This window comes from Streptomyces sp. NPDC056160, from assembly GCF_042268205.1.
GTDB lineage: Bacteria > Actinomycetota > Actinomycetes > Streptomycetales > Streptomycetaceae > Streptomyces.
This window is the reverse complement of the sequence record NZ_JBHJUW010000091.1, coordinates 16,543-32,576: the sequence shown is the minus strand read 5'-3', so window position 1 is coordinate 32,576 and position 16,034 is coordinate 16,543. Positions and strand designations below refer to the sequence as shown.

General features: G+C 72.4%; 10 protein-coding genes. 3 read left to right on the top strand and 7 right to left on the bottom strand.

From position 1 onward, the window contains the following. From ACFC02_RS28305 to eccD, 6 genes are all read right to left on the bottom strand, one after another. Positions 1-1,370, bottom strand: a 1,370-nt coding sequence (locus tag ACFC02_RS28305) for an AAWKG family protein (RefSeq protein WP_376363014.1), incomplete at its 3' end; no start/stop codon positions are given. Between the two features lie 32 nt (positions 1,371-1,402). Beyond that, positions 1,403-1,852 carry a type VII secretion system-associated protein gene (locus tag ACFC02_RS28300; protein WP_376363011.1) on the bottom strand — a complete coding sequence of 150 codons (450 nt, stop codon included), beginning with the start codon at positions 1,850-1,852 and terminating at the stop codon, positions 1,403-1,405. A 40-nt stretch (positions 1,853-1,892) separates the two neighbouring features. Beyond that, the gene (locus ACFC02_RS28295) at positions 1,893-2,189 is read right to left on the bottom strand and encodes a WXG100 family type VII secretion target (RefSeq protein ID WP_376363008.1); all 297 of its coding nucleotides are present in this window, start codon (positions 2,187-2,189) and stop codon (positions 1,893-1,895) included. Between the two features lie 76 nt (positions 2,190-2,265). Beyond that, the gene (locus ACFC02_RS28290; RefSeq protein ID WP_376363005.1) at positions 2,266-2,637 is read right to left on the bottom strand and encodes a hypothetical protein; all 372 of its coding nucleotides are present in this window, start codon (positions 2,635-2,637) and stop codon (positions 2,266-2,268) included. Between the two features lie 166 nt (positions 2,638-2,803). After that, complete coding sequence (eccB, locus tag ACFC02_RS28285; RefSeq protein ID WP_376363002.1) at positions 2,804-4,309, bottom strand: type VII secretion protein EccB; 1,506 nt, start codon at positions 4,307-4,309, stop codon at positions 2,804-2,806. Positions 4,310-4,336: 27 nt separating this feature from the next. Beyond that, positions 4,337-5,737 (bottom strand): type VII secretion integral membrane protein EccD, encoded by a 1,401-nt coding sequence (eccD, locus tag ACFC02_RS28280; protein WP_376362999.1) that lies wholly within the window; start codon positions 5,735-5,737, stop codon positions 4,337-4,339. Positions 5,738-6,031: 294 nt separating this feature from the next. Between eccD and eccCa the strand changes: the two genes are divergently transcribed. Continuing rightward, a complete protein-coding gene (gene eccCa, locus ACFC02_RS28275) occupies positions 6,032-10,054 on the top strand; it encodes a type VII secretion protein EccCa (protein ID WP_376363031.1) in 4,023 nt (1,340 codons plus the stop codon). A 54-nt stretch (positions 10,055-10,108) separates the two neighbouring features. Here eccCa and ACFC02_RS28270 read toward each other — a convergent pair whose 3' ends face one another. Then, positions 10,109-11,377, bottom strand: coding sequence for a S8 family serine peptidase (locus ACFC02_RS28270; RefSeq protein ID WP_376362996.1), 1,269 nt, complete (start codon positions 11,375-11,377; stop codon positions 10,109-10,111). A gap of 324 nt (positions 11,378-11,701) precedes the next feature. Here ACFC02_RS28270 and ACFC02_RS28265 point away from each other — a divergent pair, with 324 nt between their 5' ends. Together ACFC02_RS28265 and ACFC02_RS28260 are read left to right on the top strand one after the other, a co-directional pair. Beyond that, positions 11,702-14,185, top strand: a complete 2,484-nt coding sequence (locus ACFC02_RS28265; RefSeq protein WP_376362993.1) for a hypothetical protein — start codon at positions 11,702-11,704, stop codon at positions 14,183-14,185. 194 nt (positions 14,186-14,379) lie between these two features. Continuing rightward, positions 14,380-15,969 carry a hypothetical protein gene (locus ACFC02_RS28260; protein ID WP_376362990.1) on the top strand — a complete coding sequence of 530 codons (1,590 nt, stop codon included), beginning with the start codon at positions 14,380-14,382 and terminating at the stop codon, positions 15,967-15,969. Positions 15,970-16,034 lie beyond the last annotated feature (65 nt).

The following is a 16,034-nucleotide window of genomic DNA, read 5'->3' as shown; positions in this document are numbered from 1 at the left end:
ATACCGCCGCCGAGGTCGCTCAGCCCGGTGTTGAAATTGTCGAACCCGTCCTTCATACCGCCGCCGAGGTCGCTCAGCCCGGTGTTGAAATTGTCGAACCCGTCCTTCATACCGCCGCCGAGGTCGCTCAGCCCGGTGTTGAAATTGTCGTTGAGCGATTTGAAGCTCTCGTTGAGGTCGTTGCTGCTCTTCTCCTGGATCTCCTGGTTCACCTCGTTGGCCAGTGAGGTGTTCGAGGTGTCCTCGAAGGCGAAAGCGGTGTTCCAGTTGGGGTCCAGCTCGTGGTTCAGCATCCTCTGGAGCCCGCTGACGACGCGGCTGGCGGGCTCGTCGAGGTTCATCTCGACGTTCTTGGTCCACGCGTCGCGCGCATAGCCCGCGATATTGGCCCAGGTGCTGGTGTCGGAGAAGGCACCGTAGTGCGAGTTCTCGCTGTACCGCTCGGGATAGATGATGATCTTTTTGCCGTTCGTGCCCAGTCCGCCGGCGTTGACCTTGCCGATGTAATCGGCCATGGCACGGAAATAGGCGTTCAGGACGTCTTTGGGGCGAGCCTGCACGCGCTGGCCGTTGATGATGCCGTCGGGCCAGTACATGGGAATCTCTCCCGACTGCCCCCAGAGAAACTTCATGTGTGCCTGGTAGAGCTCCCAGAACGCCTCGTACGCAGCACGCTCGGCGGCGATGAGAGAATTCGCGTGGACCGTCAGCGGCTCGTAGTCGGGCTTCGATGCCGGCTTGTACCTGTGGCTTCCCTCAGGGAGCACCAGCTGTCTCGTGTAGTTCTCGTACTTCGCATGGAGATCATCGATCAGATGATAGAAGGCTCCCGCCGCGGTGCCTTTCCAGGAAGCCTGCTCGTCGCCGAGGTCCTTCTTCCAGTCCTCGAGGGTCTGGGTGTGTTCCTTGAAGAAACGGCCCGCCCGGTCGAACGACTCCGCAAGTCTCACGAAGTTCAGCAGATCGACGCCCTCGTCCGGCGCCGGAGCACCGGACGAGGAAGGCGGATCCTCCACAGAGGTGTGCCGGGACACCAGACTCGTCAGAGCACGCAACGGGTTTCCCAGGTAGTCCTCGACGGCATCCAGCTGGACATAGTCGATGTCCACCTGCCACCGGGTGACCACCACCATCCGGAGCCCCATCTCGATCACCAGGTCGGCTGCACGGAAGAACTGCAGGCGAAACCCGTTCTCCTTCTCCTCATGGTGGAGCGCGAGATCGGACGCCTTGACATCGCCCAGATTCGTGATGCTGATGTTCACCCAGGGGGCATTGCTGTCGCCGTTCTTCTCCTGGATCTCCTTGCGTTCGGGCATCCGCCAGCCGGTCATCTGGGTGATGGCGTGTTCCCAATTGTCCGTCGGCATGATGTCCTGCTCCGTCCAGGTGATTCAGTCGCTCAGCTCTTGGAACTCGGAGGCGTCTGGCTCGCGTTGCTGTTGCCGCCGCCCAGCGCCGCCTCGTAGCCACTGAAGGCGGACAGGAACTTCTGCGCGTCCACCTCGGCGAGGTTGTGTTGCTGAGCCTTCCGCATCGACGCACCGACTTCGTCCAGCTTGCGGTGGAGTTCCCCGAAGGCGGTGACGTGTTTGTTGAAGACCTTGTCGACGGCGCCAGCAGCCGTCTTCGTCCGTCCGGACAGTCCCTGCATGCCCGTGGTCTCGTCGCCTTCCAAGAAACCGAGGCGCATGACAGGAGCCCTGGTGGAGAGCTCGAACAGACTCGGGGACTGCGCGTCCGAGTTCCGTATGTTCTTCAGACCCTCCTCGAACGGCTTGACACCGCCGTCGATGAAAGCCTGGAGAGCGGCGTAGTCCAACCGCTCCAGATGAAAGTCGTCCGCAGGCACTGACTTCTCCTCACACGGGGGCCGACGGGAAGCGCGTCGGTCAGAAAGTGACCCTGCGGAAACTGTCGCTGTTCGTCGCGGACGCGTTGGCGAGTGACCGCACGTTGTCTATCAGCGTGTTGCCGTTGCCGGCGAGAAGCGTCCGTGCCTGAGCCAGGCACGCATGCCATTCGTTCTTGACCTGGCCGTATGTGGTCGCGTCCTCACCCACCCATTCCTTGGTGAACGCGTCGAGCTGGGCCGTCAGCTCGTTGATGATCTTTTCCAGGTTGGTGGTCTGGTCTTCCATCTCCTGGTGGGCCTGGGTGGCACCCGTGATGTGAATATCGATACCCATGCTGTCTCCCTATGCTCTGTGTGTGTCTGTGCGGCGCGTCACAGGCTCCGTCACCGGCTGTGCGGAGGTTCGAGACTCAGCCGCCCATCATGACGTTGTGGGCCTGATGGGAAGCGCCGCCGAACACGGACTGCTGGGCCCGCCCGTGGATCTCGTTCAGGTTATTCGACTGCGCCTTGAAGTCGACGTGGCTGCTGCCCTCCACGGTCGCGGCGATCTTGTCGCACGCGGCCGTGATGCGGTTGAAGTCCCCCATCCACCGGTCGATGACCCCGATGAACGCCTGACCGTCCTCGCCGCCGTAGGTGTTGGCCAGCTGTCCGCGGATGGAGTCGACGTTCGTGTGCACGTTGTCGAGCTGCCGCTTCGCCGACACCAGTGCGTTGTGAATCCCGCTGTATGTCCTGCCTGATGACTTCTTGGCGTCATCGCCCGGCCCGTTGCTCATCTCGGCCTCCTGGTCTCGTGGGTCGTCCCGTGGCCCGGCACCTTCGGCAAAGGCACCGGATCACGAGCAGGGGTGTGAACGGAGGTGCCGTGGCGCCGACAAGCCTCCCGCTACATATCTAACACGAGATACATGAAGTTGGTGGTTCACATCAATCAACGAACTTTCACGCGGAGTTGCCGGCCGCCCGGCCGTCCCGCCCGCACGGAGGTGTGCCGGTGACCGACACCCGGCCGGTGGCCGCACTCGCGGGGGCCAGATCCGGGCCGGTCGGGAGCATGTTGAGCAGGGCGCCGGGCAGGCCCTCGGCGGCGCCGAGGTCGTAGCCGAGCGCCTTGGCGGCCTCCGCGGCCGGCAGACGGTACTTCACCCCGTTGTCCGTGACGAGGTAGGTGGCGGTGCCCGTGCCGGCGCCCGAGCTGTTCAGGGCGCGTACCAGGCTGCCACCGCCGGGTGCCGCGGCGATGCCGTCGACGGCGAGGCACGCGGGGGCGGACGCCTTGAGCGGGGGCAGGGCCTGGTCGGTGAGCGTGCGCACCGGCACCAGGGAGAGGGTCACCTGGACGGCCCGGGTACCCTGCGCGTCGAGGCCGACGCAGACACCGGCGGAGTCGGGCACGGTCAGCAGCGCCGGCGGCTGCTGCGGCAGGCGGACGCCGGACTGCCGTACCGTCCGGGCGGAGTCGGAACCAGTGGGGGCGAGGGTGCCGCCCAGCGCCTCGGCGGACAGCGCGACGGCCGCGGGCGCGCTGCCCGGGTACGCCTTCTCCTTGGTGTGCCGGTCACCGAGCACCAGGGCCGCCTGCGTCGCGGTCAGCGGGATCAGACCGTCGTGGCCGAGCACGTAGTACCGCTGCGCGGAACCGGGTGTCTGCACAGTGAACACCTGGCCCACCCGGGTCGCACGGCCGTCCAGGCTCGGACCGGCCGAGCCCAGGCCGGACAGCGCGGGCGCGGTGAGGTCGGCTCCGGCGGGGACGCCGTCCAGGAAGGCGGCCGAGACGGGGAGCGCGTCGGTACCCCCGTAACCGAGCGCGGCCAGCGTGGACTTGCCGCCCGTCACGCGGAACCTGTTGTCCTGCCACAGCAGGTACGTGGCGCCGTCCGGCCCGTGCACCAGCACGCCCTGCTCGGAACGCACGCCCACCCCCTGGAGTTCGGTGTCGACGGCGAGCACGGTCAGCGGCTTGCGGGCGCCCGGCGCAGTGACGGCGGTCGCGGCGCACACCTGCCAGGGCCGGGCGTTGAGGACGGCGGGGGCAGGCAGCGAGTCGGGGGCGCCGGGGATGCCGACGGGGTTGCCGTGCCGGGCCTCGGCCAGAGACTGCGCGGACACCGAGACGGTCGGCATGTCCGAGCCGAGCAGCAGCCGGGCGGAGGGGTAGTTGAGCACCGGATGGAGCCGCCCGTCGTAGACGTAGCGGGTGCCCGTCCCCTTCTCGACGATCAGCGACTTGCCGTCCCGCCAGGAGCTGTTGCCCCCCGGCTTGATGAAGCCGAAGAGCAGGAACCCCGCCGCGACGACGACGGCGACGACCGTGCCGTAGGTGATGCCGCGATTGGTGCGCCGGGCGGGCGGCTCGGCCAGGTCGGGATCGGCCCGCAGCAGGCCGGAGGTCAGACGGGACACCAGGAACTGATGCGCCATGACCTGATCGCGTCGGGACTGCATGGTGTCACTCCTCAGAGGATCGGAGGGTCAGCCGTTCAGGCCGCGCAGGCTCCGGTAGACGTCCAGGACCCACAGCGTCGTCGGAAGCAGCGCCAGCGCCGCCGCGGACTGGAGCAGGTCCCCCGCCCGGCCCCAGTGGGGCAGCAGCCGGCGGCCGGGGACCGTCCAGCAGACGACGCCGGCGAGTGCGGCGGCGGCCAGCAGGACGGCGGTGCCGAGGAGTTCGCCGCCGGTGCCGTGGGTGCGGGCGGACTCGACGGCGAGCAGCAGGCTACCGAGGCCGGCCGGCAGGACCAGGGCGATCCGCTGCCAGGAGGTCCCCAGGTTGCGCGCGTGCAGGGCGAGCAGCACCGAGAGCAGCAGTGCGGTCACCGTCTCCGCCGTGCCGGGCCGCTGTGCCATGGCCACCAGACAGACCAGGCACACCAGGCCGACCGCCCCGTACAGCCCGGTCATCCACCGGTCGACGGCGGCGGCCCCGGCCGCCACGTCGTCCTCGGTGCGCGGTTCGATGCCCTCCTGGAGCTGTTCGGGGCTGGTCGGCAGCGGGGGCAGGCGCAGTCCGGCCAGGGAGAAGGAGAGCATGGGGACGAAGGCGCCGAGGACCACCACGCCGACGGCGACGGCTGAGGCGGCCTGCGGGAAGGACACGTCCAGGCCCAGCATGACGCCGCCGCCGAGGGCCGCGGCCAGGCAGACGACCCCGGCGGCGGCGAACACCACGGGGTAGCCGGCCACCATCGCGCTGGCCAGCACCAGTCCGACCGCGCCGGCCGCGCCGGCCGCGAGCAGATGCGCGCCGACGGTGCGCGCCGCTCCGTCCCCGGCCCGGCCGCCGCCGGTCAGCAGCAGGCCGGCCACGGCGAGGAAGGCGGCGCCGAACAGGCCGAGCAGCACACCTCCCGGCCGGTCCTCCAGGACACGTGCCGCCGAACCCGCGCCGGACAGCGCCAGCAGGGCGGCGCCGGCGGCGAGCACGGCGCGGTCGCCGCGGGCGGCGTCCGAGGTGGCGAGCAGGACCAGGCAGCCGAGCAGCGCCGCGCCCATCAGGGTGCGCAGCACCCACCGGCTGACGTCGGGTGTCCAGGCGTGCGGGAGGGCCCGTACGGCGGCGGAGACGGCCTCCAGCAGGCTGTCGTAGCGGACCGGCGGAAGCTCCTGCCGCCGCGGGCGCAGCAACAGCGTCTCGCCCTCCCTGAGTTCGAGCGAGGCGGGGGTCCCCTCCAGGTCCAGCGGGCTGCCGCCGATGCGCTGGAGGGACCAGCCGCCGTGTTCCAGGCCCTGTTCGGCCAGGTCCTCGCCCGCGTGCGTGGCGATCACGGGCAGCAGGTCCGCGATGGGGACGTCGGCCGGTACGGCCAGGTCCAGGGTCTTCTCGGGGGCGCGCACCGTGAGACGGCACAACCCGTTCATCGAGCTCTCGCTCATGAGGGCAACAGCCTTCCGGGGGGACATGCACGGCCGGTTCGGCCGGCGGGCGGGCCGGCCGGGCACGGCGAGGTGGTCTGGGGAGCGGCTTCGTCCCGGCGCGAGCGCCAGATGGCCGGGGCGGAGCGGGCGGCGGTCGAGGGCATGCCGGGTGCCTTCGCCAACAGTGCCTGACAGCAGATACTCTCATGACCACATACGTGTTCTCACCGTGAGTCTCCGGGTCCATGTCCGCAACTCCGGGGCCCGGTTCTTCTGCTCCCGTGCACACGTGAAGGAGATACCCAGTTGAGCGTGGTGTTCTTCCGCAGGCCGGCCCGTCGGCGCGGCCCGGACCTCCCAGACGGCGAACTGGTCCTCCAGGAGCCGCCGACCCTGGCCGAGTCGACACCGGCCTCGTCGGCCGGGCTGCTGACGTATCTGCCGATGGCGGGCATGTCGGTCGGCATGGTGCTGCTGTACACACGTATCGGCAGTGGTACGGGCCCGATCATCTATCTCGTGGTCGGACTCATGCTGCTGTCCATGATCACGATGCTTGTCGGACAGCTGGTGAAGTCCGGTGCCGAGCGCAAGCAGAAGATGCAGGGCGTGCGCCGCGACTACCTGCGCTACCTCGGCGGGATGCGACGCAAGGCGCGCGCCGCGGTGGCCGAGCAGCAGCGAGCCCTGGCCTGGCGGCACCCGGAGCCGGAGGAGCTGTGGTCGTTCGCGGCCACCACCCGGCTGTGGGAACGCCGGGTCGCGGACGAGGACTTCGCGGAGGTCCGGCTCGCCGTCGGTGACCAGCGGCTCTCGCTGCGCCTGGCGAACAAGGCAACCAAGCCGGTGGAGGACCTGGACCCGCTGACCGCGCACGCGCTGCGGGCCTTCATCAACGCCTACTCGACCGTCCCGGAGCAGCCGATCGCGCTGTTCCTGCGGGCCTGGGCGCGCGTTCTCCTCCGGGGCGAGCGGGCGAAGGTGCTGGACGCGGCGCGCGCCCTGGTGTGCCAGCTGGCGGTGGCCCACACACCGCAGAACCTGATGATCGCGTTCTGTGTCGCCCCCGAACACCGCGCGGACTGGGAGTGGGCCAAGTGGCTGCCCCACACGCTGCACCCGGACGAGTCGGACGGCGCCGGTCCGGCCCGTCTGATCACCTCGGCCTTCACCGAACTGGAGGACCTGCTCGGCGAGGAGTTCACCGGCCGGGCCAACTTCGAACCGGGTGCCTCGCCCACGGCCGACGAGCCGTACGTGGTCGTCGTCCTGGACGGCGGCCAACTGCCCGAGGGCCACCGGGCGGCGCGGGCCGGATTCCGCAACGCCGTCGTCGTGGACCTGGCCGGGGGGCTGCCCTGGCGGCCTGGGCGTACGGTGCTCCGGCTGCGTGTCGAGGAGGAGGAGCCGCAGGATCCGGGCGGCCGGGCGCACGACGAGCTGAAGATCGTACGCACCGACCGCGACCGCAAGGAGACGACGATCGCGCTGGGCCGCGTGGACCGGCTCGGACCGGCTGCCGCGCGGGCGCTGGCCGCCGTGCTCGCCCCGATGCGCACCGGGGCGACCGCGGAGGCCGCGCAGCCGCTGGCCACCGACATCCAGCTGACCACGCTGCTCGGCATCCCCGACCTGCACCGGTTCTCGCCCGCCGAGTTCTGGGAGCGGCGCGGTGGACAGCGCCAGCGGCTGCGGGTGCCGATCGCGGTGGGCGCCGACGGGCGCCCCGTCGAGCTGGACATCAAGGAGTCCGCCCAGGACGGCATGGGACCGCACGGCATGCTGATCGGTGCCACTGGTTCCGGCAAGAGCGAACTGCTGCGCACCCTGGTGCTGGGGCTGGCCCTGTCCCATTCGTCGGAGACGCTCAACTTCGTCCTCGTCGACTTCAAGGGCGGCGCGACCTTCCTCGGCCTCGACGAACTGCCGCACACCTCCGCGGTGATCACCAACCTGGCCGACGAGGTCGCGCTGGTGGACCGTATGCAGGACGCCCTGCGCGGCGAGATCCAGCGCAGGCAGGAACTGCTGCGCAGCGCGGGCAACTTCACCTCGGTGCTCGACTACGAGAAGGCACGCGCGGCCGGTACGCCGCTCGAGCCACTGCCCAGTCTGCTGGTCGTCGTGGACGAGTTCAGCGAACTGCTCGCCGCGCACAGGGAGTTCATGGATCTGTTCGTGGCGATCGGCCGGCTGGGCCGGTCGCTGGGCGTGCACATGCTGCTGGCCTCGCAGCGGCTGGACGAGGGCCGGATGCACCAGTTGGAGGGCCATCTGTCCTACCGCATCGGCCTGCGGACGTTCTCGGCGATGGAGAGCCGGGGCGTGCTCGGTGTGCCGGACGCCTACGAGCTGCCCTCACAGCCGGGCAGCGGCTTCCTCAAGAGCGGTGTCGAGCCGCTGACCCGGTTCCGGGCCGCGTACGTCTCCGGGCCCTACCGGCAGAAGGTGGGCGCGCTGGCCCAGGAGAAGATCGCCGGTCAGGTGATGCCCTGGACCGGGGACTGGGTGGGCGGGCGCGACGAGGCCGCGGCCCCGGAGCCGGTGCCCGCGGTGGCCGGTGCGGACGAGGAGGAGGCCGACAGCCTGCTGGCGGTGGCCCTGGACAAGCTCCGCGGCTCCGGGCCGCCGGCGTACGAGGTGTGGCTGCCGCCGCTGGGCGAACCGCCGACGCTGGACGCGCTGCTGCCGCCGCTGATCCCGGACCCCGAACTGGGTCTGACCACGGCCGACTGGGCGGACCGCGGCAGGCTACGGGTCCCTCTCGGCATCGTCGACAAGCCCTTCGAACAGGTACGCGACCTGCTGACGGTGGATCTCGGCGGCGCCGGCGGGCACGTGGCCGTCGCGGGCGGCCCGCAGAGCGGCAAGTCCACGCTCGTCCGCAACCTGATCACCGCCCTGGCCCTCACCCACACGCCGCTCGAAGTGCAGTTCTACTGCCTGGACTTCGGTGGCGGATCACTCGCCTCGCTGACCGGACTGCCGCATGTGGGCGGGGTCGTGGGCCGGCTGGAGGCCGAGCGGGTGGGCCGCACCCTGGCCGAGATGACCACGCTGCTCGCGCACCGGGAGCGGCTGTTCCTGGAGCACTCGATCGACTCCATGGCCACCCTGCGCCGCCGCCGCGCGGCCGGCGAGTTCCCCGAGGAACGGCACGGGGACGTCTTCCTGGTGATCGACGGCTGGCAGACCATGCGGCAGGAGTTCCAGGACCACACGCAGACGGTCGCCCAGCTCGCCTCCAGCGGTCTGAACTACGGCATCCACCTGGTGACCGCGACCACCCGCTGGGCGGAGCTGAACTCGGCCGTCCGCGACCAGTCGGGCACCAAGCTGGAGCTGCGCATGGGCGACGCTTTGGACTCCAGCATCGACATGCGCCGGGCCCGGACCGTGCCCGCCGTGCCGGGACGCGGTCTGACGAGCGACTCCAAGCTGCACTTCCTGTCCGCCCTGCCGCGCATCGACGGCATCGACGACCCGGGCAGCCTCGGCGACGGCGTGACCGACCTGGTGGCAGCCGTGGCCGAGAGCTGGCAGGGCCCGTCCGCACCGCCCGTGCGCATGCTGCCCACCGAACTGGACGCCGCCGAACTGCCGCCCGCACCCGAGGGACGGCCCTTCCACGTGGCGCTCGGTGTGGAGGAGACCCAGCTCGCACCGGCCTGGCACAACTTCGCCGAGACCCCGCACCTGGTGGCCTTCGGCGACAGCGAGTCGGGCAAGACCAATCTGCTGCGCCTGGTGGCGAAGGGGATCACCGAGCGGTTCACCCCGGCGGAGGCACGGATCCTCGTGGTCGACTTCCGCCGCGAACTCGTCGAGGCGGTGCCCCGCGAATACCAGCTCGGCCACGCGGTGTCGGTCGACCAACTGGCCGAGTACACCGACGGGGTGAGCCGCGCGCTGAAGACCCGCACGCCCGGACCGGACATCACTCCGGCCCAGATGCGACAGCCCGACTGGTGGTCAGGGCCCCGGCTCTTCATCCTCGTCGACGACTACGACCTCGTGGCCAACCCGGTGCGGCCGGTCTTCGAACCCCTGCTGGAACACCTGCCGCTGGGCTACGAGGTGGGTCTGCACATGGTCGTCACCCGGGCCGCGGCGGGCGCGATGCGCGGCATCAACGAACCGCTGGTCCGGCGCATGCTGGAGGTCAACACACCGGGCCTGCTGCTGTCCTGCCCGCCCAGCGAGGGCTATCTGTTCAACAACATCAGGCCGAAGGTGCTGCCGCCCGGCCGCGGCAGCTACGTCACGCGGCGCAGTGTGACGCAGATCCAGCTGGGCCTGCTGCACGGCATGGAGGGAGAGGACGGACCGGAGTGACGGTACCGCCCCCGGCTCACGAGGAGCCGGGGGCGGTACCGGGGCGGACCCGTCTCACGCCGGTCCGTGTCCGGCGGAGCGCCGCTTCCGGCGGGCCCGGGCCAGGGCCGCCGCTGCCGCCACGCCCACCGCCACCAGCAGTCCGGCCCCCGCCAGCAGTCCCGCACGCCGTACGACGTCGCTGCGGGGCCCGGGGCCGGGCAGACGGACCGCCGTGTCATCCTGCCCCACGGCCGGTGCCGCCGAGGGCAGCACCATGCTGAGCGCCGCCGCGGGGTCGAGGAGTGGCACCTCCGCGTGCGCGGCGCTCGCCCTCAGCCGGTCGGCGGTCTCCCGCGCGCTCAGCGTGGGCCGCTGGGCGCGGACCAGGGCGGCGGCGCCGGCGACGAACGCGGCGGCGACCGAGGGCCCGTTGGCGACGTAGACGCCGGTACCGGACGGGCCGATGCCGGTGATCCCGTACCCGGGCGCGGCGAGATCGGCGTGCCCGGGTACCGGGACGGCGCCCTGGGACCGGCCGCCGTCGATGTCGGTGTCCACCACGGAGAGCACCCCGTCAGCCGCTGCGGGCCAGTAGGCGGTGGGAGCGGCGCCCTCGTCCTGACCGGACCCGGAGGGCCTGGTGTCGGGCGCCGCCGGGGCGATCACCAGCACGTCGTGCGCCTGCGCCGCCGACACGGCCGAGGTGAGCGCGGTGCTGGGGGCGGGCAGCGCGGCCGACACGACGACGATCTTCGCGCCGGCCGCCACCACCGCCTCGATGCCCTCCGCGACCCGGGATGCGCTGGCCGTACCGAACGTGTCGGTCCCCCGGGCGCCGATGACACGGGCCCGGGGTGCCACACCGCTGAAGCCGCCGCCGGGAGCGGGCGCCGCCGCGACCAGACCGGCGAGGAACGTGCCGTGGCCCACGCAGTCCTGGGCGGCGCTCCCGGACGCCTGGACCCGCCCGGCGAGCAGCGGCGCCTGCGGTGACACCCCAGTGTCGACCACGCCCACCAGCACCCCGGCCCCCTGGCTGTAGCGTCCGGCGCGAGCCAGGTTCAGGCTCTGCTGCGCCCAGGGCACCGCGTCCACCCGGACCTTCGACGGCTTGGTGCAGGCGGCCGTGCTGGAGCTGAGCGCCGGAGGAATCAGCGGCAGCTTCGGCGGGTCGGCGGGCGAACCGGCCACGGCCGCCCCCGAGTTCGGCGTGGCCGCCGCCGGGAAGGGGGCGGCGCAGACGGCCAGCGAGCCCAGGAGGGGCAACACGACGGCGGGCCGCAGGACGCGCCGGCGAACCCGTCCGCGAGCGGGACGGAAGGAGGTGCTCTCGTCGTTCATGCGCTGAATCCCCTGAGCGTGATGGGCCGGTGGCCGCCGGCCGCGGGACATCCGTCGCCGGTCGCGGTGGCGCCGGGTAAGCTCGTGTCCGGCACCGCACATGTGGCTACGAGTCGGCTCCGGAGACCACGTGTGACGCCGGAGCGTACGGGACACCCTCGGATGCCCCGCTCCGCTCCTCCGGCCTGGCGCGGCCGGTCAGAACCGTACCGGACTCACCCATGTGCCACGAACACATGGGTGGGTATCGATGCGACCGTGACATCACCAACGCGACCAGAGCTGTGAGGACCGCATGACCATCAGCCGAGCAGGGAGCGGGCAGTGATCCGGCGCGGTGCCGGGCGGCGTGCCGGGCGTGGCGGTGTCCGCGCCGCCGGGTCGCTGACGGTGACAGCCGGCGCCGAACGGGTCCATCTCGTGCATCTGGGCGACCGTCCGCCCGCGCCACTGCGGGACATCGCCGGTCTGCTGGGGCCCGTGGGCGAGGACGAGACCGTCGTCGTGGTGGGTTCGTCCCTGGGCGACGGGGGCGTGGACGCCCTGTGCGACGAGCTGGCACCGGCGCTTGAGGAGAGCCGCAAGTCCGACATACGTGTGCTGCGGCTGGTGATGTCGGCGGGCGCGGACGAGGCCGGCGGACGGCACTCCGCGGCCCGGCTGCTCTGCGAGCGCTGGGGCTTCGACGTACTGGCCACGGCCGGGGCCGCCGTCGTCGTACCGGACGGTTCGCTGTTCTCGCCGGACCTGCCCGGCGCGCCCGGGGGCTGGTGGCACTTCTCCACCGGTGAGGTGCCCCGGCGGGTCGGCAGCCGGCTGCCGGTCCCCGACTGGGAACCCGCGCTGGAGCGGGTGGGCCGGGAGACGGCCGGCGGACACGTGGTCGAAGCGGTCCCGGCGGGCCTCCTGGTCCGCCCGGCCCAGGCCACCGCTCCGGTGGTGCACGCCCTGCCCTACGCCGTACCGCCCGACCCGGACCGGCCCCATGTGCTGCTCGGTGCCCCGCATGTGCCCGCGGAGGCGTTGGCGGACGTCCTGGCCGCGCTGCCGGGGCGGCTGCGCCGGTCGGTGCGGCTGCTGTCCCTGGACGGCCAGGACCTGATCGGCACCGGGCAGGCCGTGGCCGACCTGATCGACGCCGAGACCCAAGTGGCCCATGGGGTGCCGGTGATCACCGAGGGTGCCGTGCCCGGGGAGAGCTCCGTGTCCCTCCGCATGGTCGGCGCCGACGGCACACCCTCCTGGCGGCCGTATGTGGAGTCCGTGGTCTGCCCGCCGGTCAGGGACGGTGTCCGGCCGCCGGTCCGGGTGGGCGCCTGGCGCGCACCGGCCGGGCTGGGCGGCGGGAGCACGGCTGGTACGGAGCCGGACGCGCTGCCGCTCGACGGCCGCTGGAAGGCGGCGGTGACGCCGGCCGGGCTGTGGATCGGCCCGCGCAGCACCCGCCCGCCGCGCGCCGCGGCGGACCGGCCGGTCGCGTCCGACGTGGTGGCCGTCGATCTCGGCGCGCCCCGCCGCGCGCTGGACGACTCCCTCTGGCCGCATCTGGACGCGCTCCTGCGGGACATGGAACCCGAGGAGCGGGAACGGACCGTCGTGCACGTCCACGGCGTCCTCGGCGCCAAGGGCATGGACACGTTGCGGCGGCTCGCCGTCCGGCACGGCTTCTCGCTGCTGGCACCGGAGCGGACGGCGCAGGCCCCGGACGGGTCCGGAGCCGAGGGGGAGGCGGCCCCGGAGCCGGAGGAGAGCGGCGCGGCGGAGGGCGGCGAGGTGCCCTCCGCCGCTCCGGAGCCGGAGGCGTCCGTGCCGGGGGTTCCTCTGGCGACCACGTCAGCCCACGCTCCGGAAGCCTCCCCGGCGCCGGACGTGCCCGATGTGCCGGTCGAACCTTCCGGAAGGCCCACGTACGCGACCGCCGGTGCGGGAGCCGGAGCCGGAGCCGGAGCCGGAGCCGCGGAGAACGCGGCGGCTCCCTTGGGAGCCACGCCTGCGACGGTCACTCTCGTACCGCCCGTGTCCGAGGAGCCGCGACCCCGTCCGCCGGCCCCGGACACCCGGTCCCGCTCCGCGCCGGTCGAGCGGCCGTCGGCCCCACAGCCGCCGGCCCCACAATCGTCAGTCCCGCAGTCGTCGTCCGCGCAGACCGACCACGAGCGGCTCCGTGCCTCGCTCGGTCCGTTCTGGGAGCGTCACGCCAAGGCCGCGGCCCAGGCCATGACCCGCGTGCCCGGTATGCGCGCCCAGGACACCGGCGGCGCCACGCTCGCCCATCTGGCCGCCGTACACGTGTACTTGACCGCCGTGGACACGGCCGAACTGGGCACGGCCGTGGTGGACGAGGACGAGTCGACGCTGACGTTGCTGCGCTGCCTGGAGTGGGGACTGCGCAGGCTCCCCTCCTACCGCGGTGCCGTGGTCGGCACCACCCCCGGTCTCGCCGCCCGTCTGACACCCGACCTGGTGGGGACGCGCCTGGACAGCGTGGTGCCGATGCGGGGTACGGCGGTGGAGGCCGCGTATCCCGCGCCACCGGCCGATCATGTGCTCATCTGGTCGGTGACCGGCCGCCGCACCGGTGCCCTCATGGACGGGGAGGGCAGGGAGATCCTGTTCTCCCAGCACTCGGGCTTCCGCGTCCTGGACGTCGTACGCCGCGGCCCGGCGACGGTCGGTCTGCTGCGCGAACTGCCCCCGCACGACCGCTCGTCGGGTACGGCGGGACTGTCCGGCGCGGACACCGCCCTGCTCAAACGGCTGCGCACGGCCCTCGCACTGCCGACCGCCGCCCTCGCCGGTCCGCCCTGAACCGCGACCGGATCTCCCCCACGCCCACCCACCACCCCTGCGCACCGTCATCCGCCCACTTCACAAGGAGTTCCATGTCTCCCCGAACACCGAGGTCCGCTGCCAGGCCACACGCATCGGCCGGAACGGATCCCGCCACCACCGCTCCGCGGATCCGGCGGGCCGCCGCACTGCCGATGCCGGACGGGGCGAGCATGAGCCCCTTCGCCCCGGCCGACCCGCTGGGCACCGAGCAGGACGAGAAGACCGCGCAGGCGCTGGCCACGGCCCTGTCCGCGGCCCGGAGCCGGGAACCGGCGCCAGAGGCGGATCCGGACGCCTGGCGGCCGGGCGGCACCGGCCAGGAGGGCCGGGAGGCCGGCGCCGAGGCGTCCGGCGAGGCGGCGGAGTCCGGCGCGCCCCAGGGGCCGCGCCGGACTCCGGGCACCGGCTTCGCCGCGCGGGTCACCGAACGGCCCTTCCTGGTTGCGGCGGCGGTCGCGGGCGCGGTCATCGCCGCCACGCCGTTCCTCGCCTCCCACGGCAAGGACCACATGCGCACCTACGAGGGCATGGGCCCCGCTGACCCCGTCGCCAAGCTTCCGGGCGGCACCGCGGACCGGCATCCGGACGCCTATCCCAGCCAGTTGCCGATCGCCACCTCCGACGACGACGGCGGCAACGGCTCCGCCGACGGGCTCATGGACCCGGACGCGGGTGCGTGGCACGCTCCGGCCGCAGCGGCGGCCGGCCACCCGGCGGCCGACTCCCCCGCCGTGCCGCAGGCCCTCGCCGCGGACCCGGCGGGCACCGCCGTCGCGGCGGGCGGCCGGACGTCGCCCTCGGACGCCTCGTCCGCGAGGGCGGCCAACGCGTCGTCCCCGGCCCGCCCCACCGCGCCGCAGCACACCGCGGCGGCCGAGTCCGTACCCGGCGGGAACGCGACGGCCCACACCGCGGCAGCCGCGAACCCGCCCGCGAAAACCGCGGCCGCCAGGACGACACCCGCCAAGGCCACCTCCGCCAAGGCCGCTTCGGTCGCGCCGGCGTCCGCCGAGAAGCCCGGCGGCACGACCCAGGCCACCGCCTCCGCGCGGACCACGGCCACCGCGCCGAAGCCCGCGTCCGAGTCCGCGGCCTCGACGCCGGCCACCGCCCGCGCACGCGAGGCCACGACCGGCACCACGGCCGCGTCCGCGGCCGGATCCGCCGCGCCCCAGGCACGCGCCGCGGCCTCCACCCCCGCCAAAACCGCCCTGCCCCCCCTCGAACCCACCGACGTCGCCCCCGACGCACCCCACGGCCAGGCCACCGGCTCCAGCCCCGTCACCACCACACCCACCACGGAGCCGAACGACTCTCCCGAACCGGAGCCGAAGCCGGAACCGAAGCCGAAGCCGGAACCGAAGCCCGAATCGAAGCCGGAGTCGGACCCCGAGCCCAAGCCGGACCCCAAGCCCAACCCCAAGTGGACCACCGAGGTCGTCAGCGGCACCCGCGTCCTGCGCCCCGGGCAGAGCATCGCCTCCAACCGGACGCACCTGACGATGCGTTCGGACGGCGACCTCGTCATCACGGACGAGAACGGCGCGGTCCGCTGGTCCTCGCACACCTCCGGCCAGGGCAACTACGCCGTCTTCCAGTCGGACGGCGACCTCGCCGTGCGTACGGCCGCGCAGCAGACCCGGTGGTCGGCCGGTTCGGGCGGCAACGACGGCGCCCGGCTCATCCTCCAGAACGACGGCAACGTCACGATCCTCACCACCGACGGCCGCGTTCTCTGGGCCGCCGGGACACAGCACTGAACACGGCCCGGCCGACCAGCCCGGCCGGGTACCCCACCCCGAAGAGGTAATCACCATGCAGAGCG

Bases quoted from the DNA above. Each gene is read 5' to 3' on its own strand.
- ACFC02_RS28295 (WP_376363008.1), bottom strand. From the start codon at position 2,189: ATGGGTATCGATATTCACATCACGGGTGCCACCCAGGCCCACCAGGAG.
- ACFC02_RS28290 (WP_376363005.1), bottom strand. From the start codon at position 2,637: ATGAGCAACGGGCCGGGCGATGACGCCAAGAAGTCATCAGGCAGGACA.
- eccB (WP_376363002.1), bottom strand. From the start codon at position 4,309: ATGCAGTCCCGACGCGATCAGGTCATGGCGCATCAGTTCCTGGTGTCC.
- eccD (WP_376362999.1), bottom strand. From the start codon at position 5,737: ATGAGCGAGAGCTCGATGAACGGGTTGTGCCGTCTCACGGTGCGCGCC.
- ACFC02_RS28270 (WP_376362996.1), bottom strand. From the start codon at position 11,377: ATGAACGACGAGAGCACCTCCTTCCGTCCCGCTCGCGGACGGGTTCGC.
- ACFC02_RS28260 (WP_376362990.1), top strand. From the start codon at position 14,380: ATGAGCCCCTTCGCCCCGGCCGACCCGCTGGGCACCGAGCAGGACGAG.